General features: G+C 36.5%; 20 protein-coding genes. 10 read left to right on the top strand and 10 right to left on the bottom strand.

Annotation, left to right across the window (positions count from 1 at the left end):
* The first annotated feature begins 383 nt into the window (after positions 1–383).
* The 3 genes from CUS89_RS02640 to ybaK are packed head-to-tail and all read left to right on the top strand — an operon-like array spanning position 384 to position 2,831.
* Positions 384–1,553 (top strand): class I SAM-dependent rRNA methyltransferase, encoded by a 1,170-nt coding sequence (locus CUS89_RS02640; protein ID WP_104870932.1) that lies wholly within the window; start codon positions 384–386, stop codon positions 1,551–1,553.
* Between the two features lie 16 nt (positions 1,554–1,569).
* Entirely contained in the window at positions 1,570–2,325 is a 756-nt protein-coding gene (gene aroD, locus CUS89_RS02635; RefSeq protein ID WP_019722954.1) for a type I 3-dehydroquinate dehydratase, read from the top strand.
* A 20-nt stretch (positions 2,326–2,345) separates the two neighbouring features.
* Positions 2,346–2,831 (top strand): Cys-tRNA(Pro) deacylase, encoded by a 486-nt coding sequence (gene ybaK, locus CUS89_RS02630; protein WP_104870931.1) that lies wholly within the window; start codon positions 2,346–2,348, stop codon positions 2,829–2,831.
* A gap of 114 nt (positions 2,832–2,945) precedes the next feature.
* Here ybaK and CUS89_RS02625 read toward each other — a convergent pair whose 3' ends face one another.
* Positions 2,946–4,205 (bottom strand): BaiN/RdsA family NAD(P)/FAD-dependent oxidoreductase, encoded by a 1,260-nt coding sequence (locus CUS89_RS02625; protein WP_104870930.1) that lies wholly within the window; start codon positions 4,203–4,205, stop codon positions 2,946–2,948.
* A gap of 112 nt (positions 4,206–4,317) precedes the next feature.
* Between CUS89_RS02625 and gdhA the strand changes: the two genes are divergently transcribed.
* Positions 4,318–5,667, top strand: a complete 1,350-nt coding sequence (gdhA, locus tag CUS89_RS02620; protein ID WP_104870929.1) for an NADP-specific glutamate dehydrogenase — start codon at positions 4,318–4,320, stop codon at positions 5,665–5,667.
* A 111-nt stretch (positions 5,668–5,778) separates the two neighbouring features.
* Complete coding sequence (locus CUS89_RS02615) at positions 5,779–7,125, top strand: glucose-6-phosphate isomerase (protein ID WP_104870928.1); 1,347 nt, start codon at positions 5,779–5,781, stop codon at positions 7,123–7,125.
* A 356-nt stretch (positions 7,126–7,481) separates the two neighbouring features.
* Here the strand turns inward: CUS89_RS02615 and CUS89_RS02610 are convergent, their stop codons facing one another.
* A complete protein-coding gene (locus CUS89_RS02610) occupies positions 7,482–7,976 on the bottom strand; it encodes a hypothetical protein (RefSeq protein ID WP_104870927.1) in 495 nt (164 codons plus the stop codon).
* Positions 7,977–8,404: 428 nt separating this feature from the next.
* On the opposite strand from CUS89_RS02610, the gene CUS89_RS02605 reads away from it, so the two are divergent.
* A complete protein-coding gene (locus CUS89_RS02605) occupies positions 8,405–8,602 on the top strand; it encodes a cold-shock protein (protein WP_019722950.1) in 198 nt (65 codons plus the stop codon).
* A gap of 43 nt (positions 8,603–8,645) precedes the next feature.
* A complete protein-coding gene (locus tag CUS89_RS02600; RefSeq protein WP_258082367.1) occupies positions 8,646–9,134 on the top strand; it encodes a GNAT family N-acetyltransferase in 489 nt (162 codons plus the stop codon).
* Positions 9,135–9,369: 235 nt separating this feature from the next.
* On the opposite strand, the gene CUS89_RS02595 is transcribed toward CUS89_RS02600, so the two are convergent.
* From CUS89_RS02595 to CUS89_RS02585, 3 genes are all read right to left on the bottom strand, one after another.
* Positions 9,370–10,434, bottom strand: a complete 1,065-nt coding sequence (locus CUS89_RS02595; protein ID WP_104870925.1) for a type I restriction endonuclease — start codon at positions 10,432–10,434, stop codon at positions 9,370–9,372.
* 117 nt (positions 10,435–10,551) lie between these two features.
* On the bottom strand, positions 10,552–10,980 hold the full coding sequence (locus tag CUS89_RS02590) for an ImmA/IrrE family metallo-endopeptidase (protein WP_104870924.1): 429 nt from the start codon (positions 10,978–10,980) through the stop codon (positions 10,552–10,554).
* 6 nt (positions 10,981–10,986) lie between these two features.
* Complete coding sequence (locus tag CUS89_RS02585; RefSeq protein WP_010735116.1) at positions 10,987–11,349, bottom strand: helix-turn-helix domain-containing protein; 363 nt, start codon at positions 11,347–11,349, stop codon at positions 10,987–10,989.
* A 313-nt stretch (positions 11,350–11,662) separates the two neighbouring features.
* On the opposite strand from CUS89_RS02585, the gene CUS89_RS02580 reads away from it, so the two are divergent.
* Positions 11,663–12,052, top strand: a complete 390-nt coding sequence (locus CUS89_RS02580; protein ID WP_104870923.1) for a phage holin family protein — start codon at positions 11,663–11,665, stop codon at positions 12,050–12,052.
* A gap of 142 nt (positions 12,053–12,194) precedes the next feature.
* Here the strand turns inward: CUS89_RS02580 and CUS89_RS16015 are convergent, their stop codons facing one another.
* Positions 12,195–12,344, bottom strand: coding sequence for a hypothetical protein (locus CUS89_RS16015; RefSeq protein WP_181055291.1), 150 nt, complete (start codon positions 12,342–12,344; stop codon positions 12,195–12,197).
* A 351-nt stretch (positions 12,345–12,695) separates the two neighbouring features.
* Between CUS89_RS16015 and CUS89_RS02575 the strand changes: the two genes are divergently transcribed.
* Positions 12,696–12,890, top strand: a complete 195-nt coding sequence (locus CUS89_RS02575; RefSeq protein WP_019724616.1) for a hypothetical protein — start codon at positions 12,696–12,698, stop codon at positions 12,888–12,890.
* 58 nt (positions 12,891–12,948) lie between these two features.
* Here the strand turns inward: CUS89_RS02575 and CUS89_RS02570 are convergent, their stop codons facing one another.
* The 4 genes from CUS89_RS02570 to CUS89_RS02555 form a co-directional block, all read right to left on the bottom strand.
* On the bottom strand, positions 12,949–14,748 hold the full coding sequence (locus CUS89_RS02570) for a glycerophosphoryl diester phosphodiesterase membrane domain-containing protein (protein WP_181055293.1): 1,800 nt from the start codon (positions 14,746–14,748) through the stop codon (positions 12,949–12,951).
* A gap of 102 nt (positions 14,749–14,850) precedes the next feature.
* Entirely contained in the window at positions 14,851–15,447 is a 597-nt protein-coding gene (locus CUS89_RS02565) for a TVP38/TMEM64 family protein (RefSeq protein ID WP_104870921.1), read from the bottom strand.
* 186 nt (positions 15,448–15,633) lie between these two features.
* Positions 15,634–15,969 carry a hypothetical protein gene (locus tag CUS89_RS02560; protein ID WP_181055292.1) on the bottom strand — a complete coding sequence of 112 codons (336 nt, stop codon included), beginning with the start codon at positions 15,967–15,969 and terminating at the stop codon, positions 15,634–15,636.
* Positions 15,938–17,272: a DUF1576 domain-containing protein gene (locus CUS89_RS02555; protein WP_104870919.1), complete on the bottom strand. Its 1,335-nt coding sequence runs from the start codon at positions 17,270–17,272 to the stop codon at positions 15,938–15,940. Before CUS89_RS02555 ends, CUS89_RS02560 begins: the two co-directional genes overlap by 32 nt.
* A 254-nt stretch (positions 17,273–17,526) precedes the next feature.
* On the opposite strand from CUS89_RS02555, the gene CUS89_RS02550 reads away from it, so the two are divergent.
* Positions 17,527–18,093 (top strand): TetR/AcrR family transcriptional regulator, encoded by a 567-nt coding sequence (locus tag CUS89_RS02550; RefSeq protein ID WP_023519894.1) that lies wholly within the window; start codon positions 17,527–17,529, stop codon positions 18,091–18,093.
* The last annotated feature ends 214 nt before the right edge of the window (positions 18,094–18,307 follow it).

Below are 18,307 nucleotides of genomic sequence, written 5' to 3'. Positions count from 1 at the left end.
GACTCACATACTCCTAACCATTTTACTAGTAGACCAAAATAGTGTCAATTGAAAGTGCCAATTCAGCTTGATAGATTAAGATTTTCTTTAAGATCGCTGAGTTTTGTACAAAAATCTACACATGAAGAGAGACTGTGACAGAAGTGCTCAGTACCGAGAACGCATCATGGAAAACCGGAAATTATTCTTTAAATTATCAGGGCTTCATGATTATTTCCAAAGGTACTACTTCTGAAACACGGTTTATTCAATTTTAGGGGAGATAAGTGGCCTTTTTTCTAAACTCTTTTCTAAGGTAAACTACCTATAAGACAGGGAATCTCTAAGACAAGACGCGTGTTTTTTGTTATACTAAAAGGGACAATGAAAAAGCAGGTGAGCCAATGAAAATAACAATAAAAAAAAGAGCAGTCAAGAAATTTTTAAAAGGCTATCCATTGATCCAAGAAGAGGATCTCGTCCAAATGAAAAAAACGACAGAATGGGTAGAATTAGTTGATCCACAAGGTAAATTTTTAGGAAAAGGCTATTTAGGGAAACAGAACAAAGGGATTGGTTGGATACTAAGTCACAAGGATGAACCATTTGATCAATCGTTCTTTGAACTAAAATTTCTGACAGCTAAAGAAAAAAGGACAAGCTATTTTAATGACGAGCAGACAACAGCTTTTCGTTTGTTCAACGGAGAAGGAGATGGCATCGGTGGATTGATCATCGATTACTATGATAGTTTTGCTGTCTTTTCTTGGTACAATGAAACCTTATATTTGGCTCGTGAAGTTTTACTAAAAGCTTTTCAAGCTGCTTATCCTGAGATTATCGGAATCTACGAAAAAATCCGATTTGAAACGACTAGATTACCGGAGAGTCAGCATGTGACTGGTGAAGAGGCGAAAGAACCTTTACTTGTCCAAGAAAATGGAGTGACGTATGCCACTTATTTGAATGAAGGTCTGATGACCGGGATTTTCCTTGACCAAAAAGAAGTCAGAGGGGCATTGATCGATGGCTTGGCTTTAGGAAAATCAGTACTGAACATGTTTAGCTATACAGGTGCTTTTTCTGTAGCTGCTGCTATGGGCGGGGCAACAGAAACCACAAGTGTCGATCTAGCAAAGCGAAGCTTGAAAAAAACTCGTGAACAATTTGAGGTCAACGGGTTGGCGCCTGATGCCCATAAAATCATCGTCATGGATGTTTTTGAATACTTCAAATACGCACAACGCAAAGGTTTCTCTTACGATGTGATCATTTTGGACCCACCGAGCTTTGCCCGTAATAAGAAAAAAGTCTTTCGCGTGGCAAAAAATTATGGTGAATTAGTGAAAGATAGCTTGTCGATCTTAGCCGATGAAGGAATCCTGATTGCCTCGACAAATGCAGCCAATGTGTCGATCGATCAATTTCAAGCAATGATCGAAGATGAATTGATCTCAGCTGAGTATGAGTATCAAATCAGCGGTGTCTATCGTTTGCCTGATGATTTTCAAACCATTGATTCTTTCCCAGAAGGAAATTATTTAAAGGTATTTGTTTATGAAATAAAAAAATAGAGAGGGCGTGAAGTAAATGTTTCAAGTAAAAGGAGTAAGATTTGGTACTGGACGTCCAAAAGTCTGTGCGCCCTTGACTGGTACAACTCGCGAGGAACTTCTGAGAGAAGCGATCCTAGCGAGGGAGGCCGGTGCTGATTTAGCTGAATGGCGTCTCGATTGTTACCATGATGTCTTCAATAAAGAACAATTAAAGGAAACCTTGGTACTGATCTATGAAATGCTCGAAGGACTTCCTTTGCTTTTGACCTTTCGAACTTTAGAAGAAGGTGGCATGCAAGATATTTCGATCAAGGACTATCACGATCTATATAAATTTTTGATCGACACCGAATTAGTTGACATGCTAGACGTTGAGTTATTCAAAATCGAAAGTATGGAAAAGGATTTACTCCATGATATCCATCGCCGCCAGATCCCACTGGTCATCAGTAGTCACGACTTCAAAGAAACACCAGCAGATCCGGTCTTGCTGTATCGATTGAATATGATGGAACATTTTGGTGCAAGTATCGGCAAAATTGCGGTGATGCCAAACAATGAACGAGATGTTTTACGGATGATGGAATTGACTCGTCGTGCGCATGCGTTTGTTTCGATGCCTCTAGTCACCATGTCAATGGGTGAACTCGGCATGGTCTCACGACTTGCAGGCAACGTGACAGGTTCAGCCATCACTTTCGGTGCGTTAGATGCAACACGAGCCTCTGCACCTGGACAATTACCAGTCAAAGAATTAAAACAAATCATTAGTTTACTCAATGAAAATTAAGCTAGACGAAGGTGAAGATTTTGGCAAAAAAGAAACAAGTAAAAACCAATGCCATACGTATGGTAGAACAAAAAAAGATTGCTTATACAGAACATGAATATGCTTGGGATGAAGCGCATATCAGTGCCTCATCCGTTGCTGCTCAGTTGCCAGGAAGTGAATCACGAATTTTTAAAACATTAGTAGCTGTGGGGAATAACACAGGCCCGATCGTTGCCGTTATCCCTGGAAACACTGAACTTGATTTAAAGAAACTAGCAAAAGTCTCCGGCAATAAAAAAGTAGAAATGCTTCATTTGAAGGATTTGGAAAAAACGACCGGATATATTCGAGGTGGCTGTTCACCAATTGGCATGAAAAAATTATTCCCTACATTTATCGAAGAACAGGCAAAAGAATATGACCAGATCATAATTTCTGCTGGAAAACGCGGACTGCAAATGGAACTTGCTCCAGAAGCCATCGCGGCGTTGACCAATGCAACATTTGTCGATATCAAAATTTAAAACCACACATAAAAAAAGCAAAACAAATGCTGAAAGATCAATCCATAAAAGGCGAAGGACATGCGTTGCCCTTTATGGATGTTTCATTCAAGCAATGTTTTGCTTTTTCTTTTCTTACCACTGACTTTGCATCGCTGCGTGCATCCCTGAAACACGTCCAGTAGCAAAAGCCGCCGTGATATTAAAACCACCTGTATACCCATTTACATCAAGTAACTCTCCACCAAAAAACAGTCCGTTCAATACTTTGCTTTCCATGGTTTTCGGATTAACTTCTTTTAATGAAACACCACCACCAGTAACAAAAGATTTCTCGATAGGAAATGTCTTATGGATCAATAGCTCAAAGTTTTTACATAATTCAGCAAATTCTTGGATTTGTTTTTCAGATGTTTGGCTGCCAGTTAGTTCCGTCATTTCTAGCCGTTCAAGATAAAACTGGAGTAGACGTTCAGGTAGAAAGCCACGCCACGCATTGATCAAATTCTTTTTCGATTCTTTACTTAACTCCACTAACTCTTGTATCAGTTCCTCTACTGACTTTGTCGGAAAGCAATCTAAAGAAACAGTTACAGGTTCCTGCGTTTTTTGTAGCTCATTGTTGATGAAACTCGAACACCTTAAAGCTGCTGGTCCAGAGATTCCAAAGTGGGTAAACAGAAGGTCCATCGTATGTTCCGTGATCACTTTCCCTTTTTGGTTCAAGACACGCAACGTGATATCCTGTAAAGAAAGACCCTGCAACACTTTATCCGCAATAAATGACTCCTCAGAAATCAAAGGAGACTCTGTTGCATAAAGTGGTGTGATCGTATGACCAACTTTTTTTACCAACTTATACCCATCACCTGTTGCTCCAGTGGAAGGATAAGTACGTCCACCAGTCGTCAAGATGACACACTTTGCTTTAAATTCATCAAATTCAGTACGGACACCATAGATTTGGTTGTCCTTATGGATCAATTTTTCTACACGTTCACCAAAAAACATCGTGACGTTCAATTCATTCAGACGATGAACCAGTGCTTCAATGATCGTTTTCGATTTATTTGTCACTGGAAACATCCGTCCATGATCTTCTTCTTTTAAGTGAACCCCTTGTGATTCAAAGAATTCCATGATATCAAAATTGTTGTATTGAGAAAACGTACTATATAAAAATTTACCATTTCCTGGGATATGCGCAATCAAATCATCGACAGGGCGATTATTTGTGACATTACATCGACCGCCACCAGTCATCAATAATTTTTTTCCTGCTTTTTTATTTTTTTCGATCAACAAGACATTGGCACCATACTCGGCCGCACTGATTGCAGCCATCATGCCACTTGTTCCTGCGCCAACAACAATCACGTCATAAGTTTTTTCCATTTTCTCACCTCACAGAGAGTGTAGCATATTTGAAGACGATTCGCAGAAAATGTTTTGACCTATGATTGAAATAAGCTAAAATAAAGTCAGATGAATAAAGGAGCGTGAACCTATGTCAAATGCAAAAGAATACGTACAAGCGATACAAGAAAAACTTCACCAAAAAGATGACGGCCAAATCGAGTTTCTGCAAGCGGTCGATGAATTTATGCCTACGGTCATCCAATTTTTAGAAAAAAATCCAGAATACATTGAAAAAAATATTCTAGGGATTTTAGTTGAACCAGAACGAGTGATCCAATTCCGTGTTCCATGGCAAGATGATCAAGGAAATTGGCAAGTGAATCGTGGGTACCGAATCCAATACAATTCAGCCATCGGACCATATAAAGGTGGCTTACGTTTTCATCCAAGTGTCAATTTGAGTATTTTAAAATTCTTAGCATTTGAACAGATTTTCAAGAACAGTCTGACAGGCCTACCAATCGGTGGCGGTAAAGGCGGAAGTGATTTTGATCCAAAAGGAAAATCGGATAATGAAATCATGCGCTTTTGTCAAAGTTTCATGTTGGAACTGGCAAAACATATCGGACCTTCAATTGACGTACCGGCAGGCGACATCGGTGTAGGTGCTCGTGAGATCGGCTATATGTATGGTGCCTATAAACGATTGAAACAATATGACGCAGGCGTTTTGACAGGTAAACCATTAGATTTCTGGGGAAGTAAGATCCGAACAGAAGCAACAGGTTATGGCTTAGTTTATTATGTCAAACATCTATTGAACGAAGAACAAGATTCATTTGACGGCAAAACAGTGATGGTCTCAGGTAGTGGGAATGTGGCAATCTATGCAATCGAAAAAGTCCATGAACTAGGCGGGAAAGTCGTTACTTGTTCTGATTCCGGTGGTTATATCTATGACCCAGATGGTATTGATCTTAATCTATTAAAAGAATTGAAAGAAGTCAAAAGAGCCCGCTTAACAGAATACGTCAAAGAACGCTCGTCGGCTGAATACCACGCAAATGAATCGGTTTGGACATTGAAACAAGCTGCTGATATTGCTTTACCTTGTGCGACACAAAATGAAATAAACGGACAGTTGGCAGAGATCCTTGTGGAAAATGGCGTTAAGATCGTCGCAGAAGGTGCGAACATGCCATCCACGTTAGATGCCGTTTCAGTCTTTGAAAAAGCAGACATCTGGTATTGTCCAGGAAAAGCTGCCAATGCTGGTGGTGTAGCTGTATCTGCGCTAGAAATGAGCCAAAATTCACAACGATTAGTATGGGAAAGTAGCCAAGTCGATGCGCAACTCGACGAGATCATGGCGACGATCTATCAAACGTGTCGTCAAACTGCTAAAGAATTTGGCAACGAAAAAAATCTTTTACTTGGTGCCAATGTGGCAGGTTTTGAAAAAGTCGCAAAAGTAATGGCTATGCAAGGTTTAGTCTAAAAAATGGAAGTTTCTTGCAAATATTAGAAGCTTCTCGCATATTTGCTTGAAAAATAATAAAAAAAAACGTAAAGTATATCTGTAGATTGAAACTTTTAAGGAGGAACAAAAATGGCACACATTCATTTTGACTATTCAAAAGTTGCACCATTTGTCAATGAACATGAGTTAGGCTATATGCAGAGTCAAGTTACTACTGCAGACAAATTATTACGAGAAGGAACTGGCGCAGGCAGTGATTTCCGAGGATGGATCGACCTACCTACGAACTACGATAAAGAAGAATTTGCTCGTATCAAAGCTGCTGCTAAGAAAATCCAATCTGATTCTGAAGTCCTTGTGGTCATTGGTATCGGTGGATCTTATTTAGGTGCTCGTGCAGCAATCGATTTCTTACAACATACTTTCTACAACTTGTTGGGAAGCGACAAACGCCAAACACCACAAATTTTCTTCGCTGGAAACTCAATCAGCTCAACTTATCTTGCTGACTTGATCGAAGTGATCGGCGACCGTGACTTCTCAGTAAATGTCATTTCTAAATCAGGAACAACGACTGAGCCAGCCATTGCATTCCGTGTATTCAAAGAATTACTTGTTAAAAAATATGGTCAAGAAGAAGCAAACAAACGCATCTACGCTACAACAGACAAAGCCAAAGGGGCTGTTAAAGTAGAAGCAGACGCAGAAGGATGGGAAACATTTGTGATTCCTGATGACGTCGGTGGACGCTTCTCTGTATTGACAGCAGTTGGTTTATTACCGATCGCCGCAAGCGGTGCAGACATCGATGCCTTGATGCAAGGAGCTGCCGATGCAAGCAAAGCTTACTCAAGCGACAAACTTGAAGAAAACGAAGCTTACCAATATGCAGCAATGCGCAACATTCTTTACCGTAAAGGCAAAGTTACTGAATTGTTGATCAACTACGAACCAGGAATGCAATACTTCTCTGAGTGGTGGAAACAATTATTCGGCGAATCAGAAGGTAAAGACCAAAAAGGAATCTACCCTTCAAGTGCAAACTTCTCAACAGACTTGCACTCACTTGGACAATACATCCAAGAAGGACGTCGCAATATCTTTGAAACAATTGTAAAAGTTGAAAAACCACGTAAATCGATCACAATTCCAGAACAAGCAGAAGACTTGGACGGACTTGGTTATTTACAAGGAAAAGAAATCGACTTTGTAAATACAAAAGCTTTTGAAGGTACATTATTAGCTCACACAGACGGCGATGTACCAAACCTATTAGTTAAAATCCCTACAATGGATGCTTACACATTAGGTTACACAATGTACTTCTTCGAAATTGCTGTCGGCATTTCAGGTTACTTGAATGGCATCAATCCATTTGACCAACCAGGAGTAGAAGCTTACAAGAAAAACATGTTTGCTTTACTAGGCAAACCAGGGTTTGAAGACCTTGCGAAAGAATTGAACGAACGACTTTAGGATAGGGTTTAGAGAAGATTCTTAGTAACTAAACTACAAAACATGTAGGCACCATTAAATTAGTGGTACTACAAATGGTACTACATGAAAAAAGACAGCCAGTTATTGGCTGTCTTTTTTTGATGTAAATTGGACCACTTGACCAGTTGCTTTTTTTATCTTGATTTTTTAAAAAACATCCAATTTACTTACAGCACGTTCTTTGACAAGAGGAGAGACGTGAGCATACATCTGGGTGGGTAGATACTTCTTTATGACCTAGTAAATTTGGAGTGAAGAAATGTATTTATGGAGGTAGTGTAGTTTTATCAAGATTTATTGACAAAAGAAGTCTCCTTGATTTTTTTGTTAAATTATTAAACTGCGTTTCCAAATGCATCAGTTATTGTGATCATTCCTTGTTTAGAAACTCGATAAAAACCTACAGTTCCTGAGCCCCCTTGTTTAAGAATTGATTTACTTTGTGCATTGAATAAATAATCTGATTCAACCATTTTATAGAAAGTAACCACAATATCTTCATTTTGTAATTCAGAAGAATTTCTGATAAGCACTTGCATTGCTTGTTCCTGAGAGGTTATTGCATTACCTACAAGGGGCGAAGAAGCATCCGTTGATTCCGTTGTTATCTCAGATGTTGGAGTAGAATTTGTAGCCTCTTGAATTTGTGAACTTTGAAAAGTTGATAAATTTTTTTCCGACGAAATCTCTTTATATGTTGTAGTTATTTCAGTGCTACTCATTGAACTTTTAGATTGTGTATCTGACTCTGTACTTTTTGAAGTAGTTGTCTCACAAGCAGCAAGTAAAAAAAGACTATTTAGCATACCAATAAAAATAATTTTTTTCATTGTATTTTCTCCATATAGATTATTTGTTTATTTATCGTACACCTCATATATGTATATTGTAAAAAGATTAGACATCCAAACTAGCGTTATGAACTTAATAATCTTGAATTGGGTTGTTATAGTTATCGGTATAAAAAAAGTTTGATTTACTAAGGATATTATTCACAGAAAAAAATATTCATAATCAGATATAAGCATAGTAATAATAACTTACATTTAATTTTTCGACTTGAGACAGGTATTATAAGCACTAATTACAGTTAGTAAGTGTTAATATTTGTGTTCTTAGGTAATACATGCTATATTATATAAGTAATCTAATTTGAAACGTAATCTGAGCGATATATTCACACTATAAAAACTCCTTTTACCAAGTAATATTAATTGCAACAAAACACGTATGATATACGTAATAGGAGGAAATATATATGAATAACGGTACAGTAAAATGGTTTAACTCAGACAAAGGTTTTGGATTTATCACTGGTGAAGATGGACAAGATGTATTTGCACATTTTTCAGCTATCCAAGGTGAAGGCTTTAAGACTTTAGATGAAGGTCAAGCAGTTACATTTGATATTGAAGATGGTCAACGTGGACCACAAGCAGTAAATATCAATAAATAATTCAATCTACGAATTTGAACCATCTCCTTGTGAGATGGTTTTTTTGTTATTAGAAAATAGAATAGAGGAAAACTATATGGACTACTTGAGTTTAACAAATAGACATTCCGACTGGCTAAAAGTAGCTAACGAGATTAGTCAATTTGATTGGAAAGCAGCAAAGTATACAGCGGAAAAAATGAAGAATGAAGAATTTACAGATTGGGAATCAGTGATTATCGCAAAAGAAAGCGACAAAGTAGTGGGATTTTGTACTCTTGTAAAAAAAGATATTATCGACACAAATGAATATACCCCTAATATTGCCACTGTTTTTGTCGCACCAGCATATCGAGGAAATCATATTAGCCAGAAGCTAGTGGAAATAGGCGAACATAAATTAGGGGAAATAGGTTTTAGTAAAGTTTATATAACAACACAACATGAAGGGCTATATGAAAAGTGGGGATATCAGGAAATAACAAAGGAAAATGATCGGTTTGGGCGATTGATGCGGGTGCTAGAAAAGAATTTAATATATGAGGCGTGCTAGAAAAGAGGTCGTGAAAAATTGCTTAATTTTGCGAAAATTAAAAAGGCCCACGAAAATTAGACATAGTTTCGTGGACTCCTACTTTTATGCTAAGAGGTTACTTCAGATGATACTAGATATTCGAGTATAAGATGAAAATTTTTATTTTTTGAAAGTTATTTAAATTATTAATGGCTATGAATAATTAACAAAATACATAAACACAGACATGATAACGCTTTCTTAATGATGCTGATTATAGAAACTTGGAAACTACTTGAATGATTTCTTTTGATAAATTGTAAATATCCATTGGATTAGATAATTCATAAACCGTTTTGTCTTCATCGTTTAATTCGATTTTCATTCCATTTGAATTAAAGCGTACTCTTAAAATCCACTTTCTAATATTGTCATCTAGTAAAATATTAAAATAGCTTCTATTGTCTCTATAAAATAGACGATTCAATGGAATAGTGTCTTTTAGCACGACTTTACAAATAGTATAGGCTTCTAACTCTTCTGGTGTAGTAATAATTTCGCTGTCACTTTCATCTGTTGTGTCTGATGGAGATTTAGCTTCATTTTCATCTGTGATAACTGAAGTTTTTAATGCTGCACTTAACTTATCATTTACTTTCTCAGCAATAAACTGATTCATCCCTTTTTTTATGATAGGTTTGAATTTCTCTATTGTCTGTTTTGTTTTCATCCCCTCATAGATTTCACCTAATAAATACTTAACGAAATCATCAGAAGGCTCGTTTAATTCAGAAGTAAGATAAGATTTCAATGAACTCAGATACTTTAATTCTGCCGCAGAGCTTGTGATTTTATCAACGTCAAAATTCTCTTTATGGAATTTCGCTAATTCAGGTATCTGATTGTCTTTTAATCTTGTGATATTAATGGTTAAAAAAGGTGTTAGATCCATTTTATTTGGCTCATCTAAATCAGTAAAAAACTTATATTCTTCACCGTTTGTTAAGATTCCAAACTTAGATGTGGTCGTTCCAAAATATCTAAACAATTGAGAATCATGTTTTGTTAGCTGTTGATTGATTGATTTTGCTTCGATCAATATAGTTGGTTTTCCATCTAAGACAATGGCATAGTCTACTTTCTCTCCTTTTTTTATTCCGACATCTGCTGTAAATTCTGGTACAAATTCTGTGGGGTTGAATAAGTCATAGCCCAAAGTTGCAAAAAATGGCATGATCAAAGATGTTTTGGTTGCCTCCTCTGTACCAATACTATCTTTTAGCTCAATGACTCTTTTACCTAACTGTTTTAAATTGTCTTGAAACTTTTCCAATTCCATAATAGCCCTCCTGATAGTTTCTTACTCCCATTTAACGGCAGGTAGTAGTAGTCGCCAAATTTATATTATCAAGGACTTACCCCACTAAGTCCTAAATAAACGTAACAGGTACATCCATTAAATCAAAAACCGATAACAACTCTCTGGTAGTCCGTAGAGTCGTGTCAGTTCTTCCACTTCTCTTGGATAGGTTTCTGTGTCTTCTTTGTACAAGGAAACGATCAAGTTTGAAGCAAAGCAGTTGGCTTCGCTTTCTGATTTGCTTCTTGAATTTCTAGAGGACACATAGTAACTAGAGATTTCTCGATGGAACAAAGCGTGTCCAAGTTCATGGGCACAAATATAAAAACGTTCTTCTGATTCTTTCAGTGAGTTGTTCAATAAAATAATAGGGGAGCCTAATAGTTCTTGAAACTGTCCTTTTGGATTATCAAGAAAAGAAACATATCTGATTTCTATTCCTAATTTTTCAGCAATCACAAAAGGATTGGCGGTATCATAGGTACGCTTCAGTTCGCTTACTAGTTTGATAGTATCCATCTCCATATATGCTCACTTCTCTTTGCCACGTTTTCGAAATTCCCAGAAAAGCCCCGTCAATACATCTTTCACACGTTGCTTTTCTTGTTCTGTCAATGTTTCTCCACCATACGCCATATTGACATTTGAATTGAGCATTTTGTCCAACTCAAATAAATCATCTTTATTTGCCCATTTTGGCGCTTGGTTGCTCCCTAACAGGAAATCGGTTGTTACCCCAAAATAATCCGCTACTTTTTTTAAATTTTCCGACTTGGGTGAAACACGATCCCATCTTCTGATCTGGCCATTAGAGATTCCTACGGCACGTTCGACTTCAGCAAAGGTTACTTTTTTTTCTTCTGCTAATTGTTTGATTCGCGCAACTAGTGTCATAAGGAACCACCTTTCTTGATATTAAAATAGCATAAAAGTCATTATAATTGACAAATAGCTTTTAAGCTATTATAGTTTGCTTATACACTGATTCAATTGTTCGAAAAATTAAGAATACAGTCACTTAAAAGTTCTTTCGATCGATCAAGATTAAGATAAAACGTATTCTTTTCATTTCTATTGTCTTTATAATAGCTTAAAAGTTATTTCGTGTCAAAGATGATGAATAGTTGAACGGCAATTAGCAATGAAGTAGTGTGTGATGCTTAGGTTAGAGAATGGATAAGTATTATAGAAAGTGGAGGGTGAACAAATGATTGTAGAGAATGCTGTGGTATTGAATGAGTTTAGAAATCTTGTAAGTAATGTGTACATTCAGATTTTTGTATTGATTCTATGTATTGATTTTATAAGCGGTATCTGTCTGAAAACTGGAAAAAAGAAACGATTCAAACGTTCTTTGATTAAAGATGTGATCAAATATTTGTTGATTTTACTTATTGTTTTGATTGCTTATCCCTATCTAAAGATTACAGGATTTGAAGCAATTGCTATTGCTTTGGTGTTTTCGTATTGTGCGATCTATGGCTTGTCTGTTATTGAAAATCTAAGGAAACTAGGAATACCTGTACCTGATTTTGTTAAAGCACGTTTGAAAAAATGGCGTGATTTTTCAGAGGAGCAGGGAAAGTACAAAAAATGATGGATAGGATTTTCTTAAAAGTACTGCTAGGATTGTATTATTATTTGGAGCAAACAAAAAAGACGTTTCTATGGCTCGTTTAGCCAAAAACGTCTTTTAATTCTCTATAGAATTATCAACTGACATGAAAAGGGAACACTCCTTAGTTAGTTTCGTGTAACGCTTTTATTGCTTGCTCAATGGTGATCCCATAAGCGATGTGTTGTTCATTCGTTGCATCAATTGCCATGAAGCGATTCGTTGAACTATCAAAGGCTACACGATAGCTGATGCTTGTTTTTGTGAATGTCATAGATATTTCTCCTTTCATTAGTATTTATGTATTCATGAAATTTTTCATAAAACTTCCGAATACACCTTAAGTTTAGCACCATTCTAGAATTTGGGCAATCAATGTGCTATTGGTATTGGATAGCTGACGTTAATTTACTTGAAATTAATTCTCTGAGATTCCCATCAATAATCCAATCATTAATAAAATAAATATACCAGTTTGAATATAGACCATCATTATTCACCTCTTTGACCCTAGTGTAGCTCTTTTTTAGCTTGGACTCACGAACAGTGGGGGATAAAGTTCAAACAAAATTGTCATATTTTAGATTGGGATGACTGAAATAATACTAAAAAAGGAATCAAAATAGTGAAAATTGGAAGCGGTGAGCAAACACTTGCTTTGAGATATTTCGCAAACTTCATTATAATAAAAGAAAGGGGGCGAATCGCTATGCAAAAAAGAAAAAATTCTGGTAAATTAAGCATTTTTCTAGCAGTGATATCTGCTATACCTGCTGTTTTAGCAGTCGTTCGAGCTATTAAGGAATCAAAGCAAAGATAAACTAAATAAAACGTGTCGCTTACTTATCCGGTGGGATAGTGAGCGACACGTTTTTATATTAACCAACTCCTAGAACAAAGTTTAATAACTTGTCTGAGTAAGTGATTTCTCCTTCTGACTCTTTGACCGTATCATTCAATGCTTTCATATCATCTGTAATGATACCATCTACACCATAAAACATCATCCGGCTCATATCGTCTGAATCATTAGGTGTCCATACATAGACTTTCTTGCCATCCTGATGGGCAGAATCAATGAAGTTACGATTGATCGTACTGTACTCCATGGTCAAGAAGTCTGCAGGTGTTACTGGAGGGCCAACTAGATTGAAAGGCAAAATGTAGCCAACATAAAAATTAGGGTTTTCAGCTTTTAGATCTGAAACTGTTTGGTAAGTCAAACTTTGTAAAATATGTCCATGTGTTAAAATATTTTCTTCATATTTTTTAACAAAGTTTTTGACTAAATCATCCGAATCTTTTCTAGTCGTTTTGATTTCGATCAACAATTTCTGGTTCAATTCATTTGCTCGTTTTAAATACGTATCGAATGAAACCAAAGGCTCTTTGGTACCATTTTCAGTAACAGTCAATTTTTCCAATTCTTCTAGCGTTAGGTCTTGCGGTGCTTTATTGACTCCGGTCAAATTCCTTAAGTTGAAATCATGCATGACCACGAATTGACCATCTTTTGTTTCCTGGATGTCCATTTCTACATAATCTGGATGATAATCTTTGCTCGTCTTTTCTAATGCAGCAATCGTATTTTGTGCGCTGTTTCCTAAGCTAACCCCACGATGGGAAATCGTTAGGGGTTTTGTTTCAGAAGCAGACGTCAGGTAATTCATATTATAAATACAAACACCTACACCGAAGAAAACAGCAAATAAAGTAAATCCAGTATTTTTTAGAGCAGAGTGTTTTTTGGGCACTTCTTGTGAAGAGAACCAGCTGGGAATTTCTGGTAAGAAGCCTTCATCGTCCATAAAGTCTACAATGACATAGAAGATTCCGACGGTGGACATCACGATATTGAACAAAAGAATGCCTTGTAAGAGGGTCATGGCAAAAACAGCACTGATCAAGGAATAGTCAGAGAAGTATTCCTCAACAAAGATCTGACCTGACAAGATCGCCAAGTAACTGATTGTTGAAATCAATAAAATCGTACCACTGATCACTAAAAATTGACCTGAGATCGCAAAAAAACGTGCTTTGGTCAAACGCCAACTTTCACGGATCGCTTCACGAAATGGGCGATCTCTTAAAATCATTTCGGGTAATGCAAAAATCAAACGAATCCCGATATAACCCAGGAAGACATAGACAAGTAGAAAAGAACTTACGAAGATCCAGCGGTTAGTAAAGATAAAATCCATAATAAATGCAGGGATTTTTATTTTAGAAAGCAAGTCTGAATTAAAGCTTAAACCACTGATCGGTAAAATCAAAAAAAAGTAAGCTAAGAAAAATAAAAAAATCATCGGGCGAACTTTTTTTATTTGTCGTATCGTCAATTGCAGTAATTGTTTTAATGAAATTGGTTCTTGTTTTTTGATGAAATAAACACTCATTAGCAAAAAAGTAAACTCAAAATAGACTAAGAGCAAAATCAACAACAAGACAGCAATCAAGGAGAAGAAAACTCCTGGGTGCTGCGAAATCAGTGTGGGGATATTATCCGTTGAAAGATAATCGATCGACCCACGATGTAAAATCAAACGTGTCATACTACCAAGCAAAGGTAAACAAATAAACAAAATAAACCCATGCATCAGAACTACATCACGAAAATAAGCTTGTGTTCCTTTCAGGAAGTCCCAAGCATTTCCTAAACTTCGTTTTAAATAAACGATCATTATTATCACCTACTCCTAACATTATAGCGCAAAAAAGCATAAAAAAGGAGTACTGCAGGAATCTTTCATTGCAGTACTCACAGTGTATCTATTAAGAAATCATCCTAGCAAGCCAGTTAGGAAGTTACCACCATAAATCAATGCCATGCTGTACATAAAGATCGATAAGGGTTTAGCGATCAAAATAATCAACGTGTATTTTTTGACTGAGATATTTGTCAAGCCAGCCATTAAACACAAGGCATCGTCTGGTGCTACTGGTAAGAAGATCGCTAGCGCAAAAAGCTTTTCAAAACGACTTTGGTTTTCTAACCAACCAATATATTTGTCATATGTTTTATCACTGATCATCGACAGGATAAATGGTTTTCCATATTTTCTACCTAATAAGAAAATAATGATCGAACCGATACAAATGCCAACGTAATTATAGATAAAGCCAGCGTAAGGACCAAAAATCAGGACACCTGCTGCGGTGCTGATCCCTCCAGGAATGATCGGTATAACGACTTGCAGTATTTGGATCAAGATAAAGATTATCGGTCCTAAAATGATTGAATCACCTACAAGACCTCTTAATGCGTTCAAATCTTTAAAGACGCCTAGATTAATAAAATAAATCGTGAGTGCAATTGAAAAACCAATACCGATGATCGATATAATATTCATTAATTTACGTGATACTGCAACGTTCATCCCTAGTCAACTCCTTCAAGGTTTTCATCTGATAATTGTATTTTACCTGAAAAGCGTAACTGCACGCCACTATTTCAAGTGAGAAACAACAAACAATTTTGTAAGTTCAAACCAAGTATAGAGGATGAGCCAACAGAAAACATCCATCTAGAGTCTTATTTACGTAATTTTATGATCTATGAAATGTTAGATCCGACGAAAAATCTTGATGTTTAAAATTGGCGAATCATACATGATTTCCACATCATCGATCAGATTCCCAAGTAAGCGATAGGATTCTTGGCCATGAGAAGGGGTACCTAGCAACTCGTGGTAATAGATTTCCATACTAGGATCTCTAGGTGTATTCAACAATGATGCCAATGTATTCAGATCTTTTGGCGGATTTTTCGTTGTTCCTTGGAATTCGATGTACAGTCCTTCATCTGTATATTCTAATCCAATACGAATCTCCTTGATCTCGTGTTCGTAAAAATACGTGAGAAATTCATCAATGATCCTCTTTGATAGTTCTTTTTCCATTTCCATGTGCGTTCTTTCCCTTCCCGGTAAACGTAAAATTTTCTAGGATAGGCACTAGTATACCAGCAATAAATCCCGTTGAAAACCCACTATTATATAGATTCAATCCCCCATGCAAGGTACTGAGATTATGGACAAGAGTAATATGTAAAAAGCCTGCAATCACTCCATAAATGCCTCCATAAAATCCACTGATGGGGGCAAGCCCTGTACCGAAAATCGCTGCTACGAGCATGGTCGTTTGGGTCATATCATGCATCGTTCCTAATATTGAGGCAATGTAGATACCAATCAAAATCGGAAAACAATTTTTAACATGACTTCCAAATGAGCTGAAACCAGCCACTGAGATGATTCCTCCCACCACAGGTCCATTTAGCACACCACCGATCAGCAAGACGTAAGACATCAATAACAAGCCAACCAAGCCCATATTGATCAACGTTGCGCCAATACCTGAAGTACCGATGAAATCCGTTGTAAGTTTTCCAGAAGACTCAAAGATCTCACGTAATCCTTTCAATTTGAATGCATTAAAGAAGAAGCCACAAACAGCAGTTGATAAAAAGAATAAAAAAATGATCCAAGTCAATTCATGGTGGTAATCAGTCGAAAGAATCGAATGCACTTCGATCGAATAACTGAATTGCCGAAGGATACCTGTTACCAACATAGCAATCAAACCTGAAGTAAAACCGATATTGTAAAGTGTAAAACCACGATGAAAGGTCAGCGTCTGAACAGCTAGGATCGGCAATAAAAAGCCGACGATCAAACCGGCTAGATTACCTAAAAAAGCACCTTGAAGGATTGGTAAACCCATCCCGAACGTAATATAGCTGACGACAGGTGAGAGTGCACTACCAAATAAGCCGATCATTACATATTGAGAAAATGGTTTGTGCATAAAATGAGCATATAAATAAACACCGAGGATGATCGAAATGGAATTGTATAGATTTTTTCCAAAGAAAGAAAAACCTGCGACGGTCAAAATGGAAGCAAACATCGCACCATTCAACATGACTTTATGGCGATAGGCTAGTAAAACAGAAGATAATGTAAGAAGACCGACATTCATAAATGCGCTTCCAAATCCACCTAAAGCAATATAATCAGTCAAGAGATTACTTGGGGAGGTCATGATGACCATTAGGCCAACAAGATTGTTTGTCAAAGAATCGCTGAGCAAGCCAATAATCAAAAAAAACAATCCTGAAAAAATAAGGTAAAAATAGTTTTTTCTTTGAGAAATAATTCTTTTTTTAGGATGAATATAAATAACGTCGCTTTTATTCTTCATTACACACCTTCTTTTCCTTTTTATTTAACTATAACTTGAAAGAAAACTTTTGGTCAACTTAAATTCAACACAAAATCAAAAATTGTAAGGGGAAACAAATTAGGTAAAAAAATATTTAGAAAATTGAAAAAATCAATAAAAAACACATATATGCTTTAAAATATAACAATTTAGGTATATTATTTGCAAAAATTGACTAATATCGGTTAAAATAAAAAGAACAGAGACTGTAGCATGAAGTGGGGGAGTTTATAATGAGAAGAAAAGTCTATACGAAGGATCAAATTCTGAAAGCTGCATACGAAGTTGTTGCTAAAGAAGGATTTAAAGGTTTCACTGCACGAAATATCGCGAAGAAGATGGGGATATCTACCCAACCGATCTACTTAGAGTTCAAAAATATGGAAGATTTAAAAAATACACTATTAGATGTTATCTTCCAACAGCTAGAAGAAGAAGTGTTTCCTGTTGAGCGTACAGGAGATAAAATCATCGATTTAGGATTGAATTATATTTATTTCGCTAAGAAAAACCATAGCCTTTATATGGCTTTATATATCGATGAGCATGGAAATGGTCAAAAGATGCATGATTTTTCTTATAATTATTTCCGCAAGTTATTAAAAGAGGACGCACGCTATAAAGATTTATCGGAAGAATATATTGATGCACTGCATACTGGTACTTGGGTAACTATCACTGGTATCGCTTCATTGATGTCTTCTAGTATCATGCATCCTACAGAAGAGCAAATCATCTCGATCATCAAAACGACGGTCGATTCCGTACTTGCAATTGAAAATCCAGAAAAAATACGCTAATTGCCATATCATGAGGTTGTGACACAAGTGTACAGCCTCTAGAAATAAGGCGCCATCCACGAAAAATGTTCTTCAAATTTTGTGGATGACGCCTTATTTTTCGAATAGGTTACTTCGGTTGTAGATGGTGCGAGAGGACGAATGTCCCGTAAGCTATTTTATTCTAATCGTGTAATTTGAAAATTGTTCTCAAATTTAAACATAACAGTTTTGG

Origin of the sequence: Enterococcus mundtii, from assembly GCF_002947535.1 — a bacterium.
GTDB lineage: Bacteria > Bacillota > Bacilli > Lactobacillales > Enterococcaceae > Enterococcus_B > Enterococcus_B mundtii_B.
The sequence above is the reverse complement of the archived record's forward strand: the minus strand, read 5'-3'. Positions and strand labels throughout refer to the sequence as shown.

Coding starts and splice junctions, on each gene's coding strand:
- CUS89_RS02640 (WP_104870932.1), top strand. CDS start 384: ATGAAAATAACAATAAAAAAAAGAGCAGTCAAGAAATTTTTAAAAGGC.
- aroD (WP_019722954.1), top strand. CDS start 1,570: ATGTTTCAAGTAAAAGGAGTAAGATTTGGTACTGGACGTCCAAAAGTC.
- CUS89_RS02625 (WP_104870930.1), bottom strand. CDS start 4,205: ATGGAAAAAACTTATGACGTGATTGTTGTTGGCGCAGGAACAAGTGGC.
- gdhA (WP_104870929.1), top strand. CDS start 4,318: ATGTCAAATGCAAAAGAATACGTACAAGCGATACAAGAAAAACTTCAC.
- CUS89_RS02615 (WP_104870928.1), top strand. CDS start 5,779: ATGGCACACATTCATTTTGACTATTCAAAAGTTGCACCATTTGTCAAT.
- CUS89_RS02610 (WP_104870927.1), bottom strand. CDS start 7,976: ATGAAAAAAATTATTTTTATTGGTATGCTAAATAGTCTTTTTTTACTT.
- CUS89_RS02605 (WP_019722950.1), top strand. CDS start 8,405: ATGAATAACGGTACAGTAAAATGGTTTAACTCAGACAAAGGTTTTGGA.
- CUS89_RS02595 (WP_104870925.1), bottom strand. CDS start 10,434: ATGGAATTGGAAAAGTTTCAAGACAATTTAAAACAGTTAGGTAAAAGA.
- CUS89_RS02590 (WP_104870924.1), bottom strand. CDS start 10,980: ATGGAGATGGATACTATCAAACTAGTAAGCGAACTGAAGCGTACCTAT.
- CUS89_RS02585 (WP_010735116.1), bottom strand. CDS start 11,349: ATGACACTAGTTGCGCGAATCAAACAATTAGCAGAAGAAAAAAAAGTA.
- CUS89_RS02580 (WP_104870923.1), top strand. CDS start 11,663: ATGATTGTAGAGAATGCTGTGGTATTGAATGAGTTTAGAAATCTTGTA.
- CUS89_RS16015 (WP_181055291.1), bottom strand. CDS start 12,344: ATGACATTCACAAAAACAAGCATCAGCTATCGTGTAGCCTTTGATAGT.
- CUS89_RS02565 (WP_104870921.1), bottom strand. CDS start 15,447: ATGAACGTTGCAGTATCACGTAAATTAATGAATATTATATCGATCATC.
- CUS89_RS02560 (WP_181055292.1), bottom strand. CDS start 15,969: ATGGAAAAAGAACTATCAAAGAGGATCATTGATGAATTTCTCACGTAT.
- CUS89_RS02555 (WP_104870919.1), bottom strand. CDS start 17,272: ATGAAGAATAAAAGCGACGTTATTTATATTCATCCTAAAAAAAGAATT.
- CUS89_RS02550 (WP_023519894.1), top strand. CDS start 17,527: ATGAGAAGAAAAGTCTATACGAAGGATCAAATTCTGAAAGCTGCATAC.